The sequence below is a fragment of the Thermogutta sp. genome (assembly GCF_014359955.1).
Lineage (GTDB): Bacteria > Planctomycetota > Planctomycetia > Pirellulales > Thermoguttaceae > Thermogutta.
The window spans coordinates 1-2,329 of the sequence record NZ_JACIYL010000705.1 but is presented as its reverse complement, the minus strand read 5'-3'; the positions used below and the strand labels follow the sequence as shown (position 1 = coordinate 2,329).

Sequence of the window (2,329 nt, the reverse complement as noted above, 5' to 3'; positions counted from 1 at the left end):
GTCGGCGTATGCCGTACCCTATGCCCTGCCGCCATCGGGAAGTTCGCCGACGCTCGTGCCTCCCCCCCTCACCGCGACGCCCGCCGGCCAGACACCGGCAGGGGGAGCATCAAACAGTTCGGGGACAGGTGTGCCGGGCCTTTCCGCCGGAATGAGTGGCGCTTCCACTTCTCCCTCTCAAAACACCTTCTCTGGGGGCTGGGCTGCGTCCGCGACCAACCCTCCGAGCACCGTTTCCGGGACGATCATCCCGGGGCCGTCGGGGCAGGGCACCATTTCTCCCGGACCATCCGCCACAGTACCGGGTTTGGCACCACCTGCTTATCCTGAAACGTCGGCTCTCGGCACGACCGCTCCGGGGGCCAGGCCTTCCCTGTGGGAGCGGATTAAGAACTGGTGGGCCGACGTGACGGCTCCCAAGGGGGTGCAGGGCCGCGCGGCCCTTTTGCCGTCTGGAGGGCAGCCTCGGCCAGGCATCTTCCGTGCCTCACCACCTCCCGCTTCTGATCCGTTCACGTCGCGCACCGGCCCCGCACCGTCGTGGTCCAGTCCGCAGGCGAGTGTTTTTCCGGGCGGCTCCCCGGCGGTGCTGCCTCCTCCTGCACCGCAACTGCCTTTGCGGCAGGCCTGGTGAATGACGACTTCTCAGAGGCGTTTGCTTACCTGAATCCCTGAAATGGCGGCGGTGCTTGTCGCCGGTTGCTGGGGTTCTTTTTTTGACAAGTGAAAACGGCTTAGAATGGAACAAGCCGGACAGCGGTTGCTCGGGGACGGCGGACGTCTCTGTTCTTGCCGTCATCGGGCGGCAGGTGACCGCACATCGCAAAATGGAAACACAGTCTGGTGGCCGGCAGGGGACCACCTTTGTCTCCAAAAAGGTAACGACCATGGCCTTGGTGACACTTCGTATCGTGGACGGAGTGGATCGCGGCCGGGTGTATGAAGATCTGCCAACCCCCATCACCGTGGGGCGAGAGGAAGGGAACGTGGTGCGGCTCAGCGACGAACGGGTGAGCCGGTTTCATTTGAAGATTCAGGAAGACCGCAATCGGATCGTCCTTACCGACCTGGCCAGCACGAATGGCACGCGGGTCAACGGCGAACCGGTCCAGGTGGCGGAGATTCGGCCCGGTGATCTCATCACGCTCGGCAAGACAGTGATTCTGGTGGGATCCCGGCAGCAAATTGCCCAGCGGCTTGCCGAACTTCGCAAACGATTGGAAGAGGAACGCCAGAAACAGGGCAAAGCGGCGCCGGAGGACGGAGTCGCCAGTTCTGAATGGAGCTCGTCCTGGTATTCGCCGTCGCTCGATTCTGAACTGCACTGGGAAGAAGAAGCGGAGAGCCTGCGGCCCATTGCCGAGCTTATTCCCCCTGAAATTCCTGCCGATCTGTCTCCTGCTCAATTGGCCCAACTGGCGGAACTTTTACAGTTTTTCCACCTGCGGTTGCGGCGGGTCATTCGCACGGGGACGGTCCATGCGGCCTCCGAGGACGAGCATGTGACGCTCGACCAGCGGCAATGGCAGAGTCTGCTGGACCTGTATGCCCGGCTGGCGGAGTATCTCCGCGCGATTGGCGAGCCGCCTCTGTGACGCCGCTTCGACCTGGTGCAGCCAGCAGGTCTTATGTGGGGCGGTCAGGCGGCGGAGGGTGGATGGGACAAAGCGGCGGGTGTTCACTCCCAGCGGAGCACGGCTCCCTGATCCGCACTGGTGGCCATTCTCGCGTATTTGGCCAGGTAGCCCTTGACGAACCGCGGTGGCGGCGGTGACCAGCGTTTTCGGCGTTCGGCGAGGACTTCCTCGCTGACCAAAACGTTGAGCTTGCGGGCAGGGATATCGATTTCGATCATATCCCCAGGCTCCAGGAGGGCGATCGGACCGCCCGCCGCGGCCTCCGGGCTGATGTGTCCGATGCAGGCCCCGGCCGTCCCACCGCTGAAACGTCCGTCCGTGATGAGGGCCACCTTGTCGTCGAGCTTGACACCTTTAATGGCCGTGGTGGGGGCCAGCATCTCCTGCATTCCCGGCCCTCCCTTCGGCCCTTCGTAACGGATGACGACCACGTCGCCGGCCTTGACCTTCCCGTTGATGATGCCCTGATACGCTTCGGTTTCGGATTCAAAGATGACGGCCGGGCCGGTGAAGCGGAGCATGTGGGGGAGGACGCCCGCCGTCTTGACCACCGCTCCCCGGGGCGCCAGATTGCCATAAAGAATGGCCAGCCCGCCCTCCTGACTGTAGGCGTTTTCCACCTCACGGATGCAGTCATACGGATCGAAGCCGAGCTGTTCCGGAGTGAGTTCACGAATCGACCGGGCCTTGCG

3 protein-coding genes are annotated in these 2,329 nt (G+C 63.5%); 2 read left to right on the top strand and 1 reads right to left on the bottom strand.

Annotated features, from left to right (window positions below):
* Both H5U08_RS16065 and H5U08_RS16060 read left to right on the top strand, forming a co-directional pair.
* A partial coding sequence (locus H5U08_RS16065) for a hypothetical protein (RefSeq protein ID WP_297035345.1) occupies positions 1-634 on the top strand: 634 nt, incomplete at its 5' end.
* An 82-nt stretch (positions 635-716) separates the two neighbouring features.
* Positions 717-1,595: an FHA domain-containing protein gene (locus tag H5U08_RS16060; protein ID WP_297035342.1), complete on the top strand. Its 879-nt coding sequence runs from the start codon at positions 717-719 to the stop codon at positions 1,593-1,595.
* An 83-nt stretch (positions 1,596-1,678) separates the two neighbouring features.
* Here the strand turns inward: H5U08_RS16060 and H5U08_RS16055 are convergent.
* The coding region (locus tag H5U08_RS16055) for a dihydroxy-acid dehydratase (RefSeq protein ID WP_366494738.1) at positions 1,679-2,329 on the bottom strand (651 nt) is incomplete at its 5' end.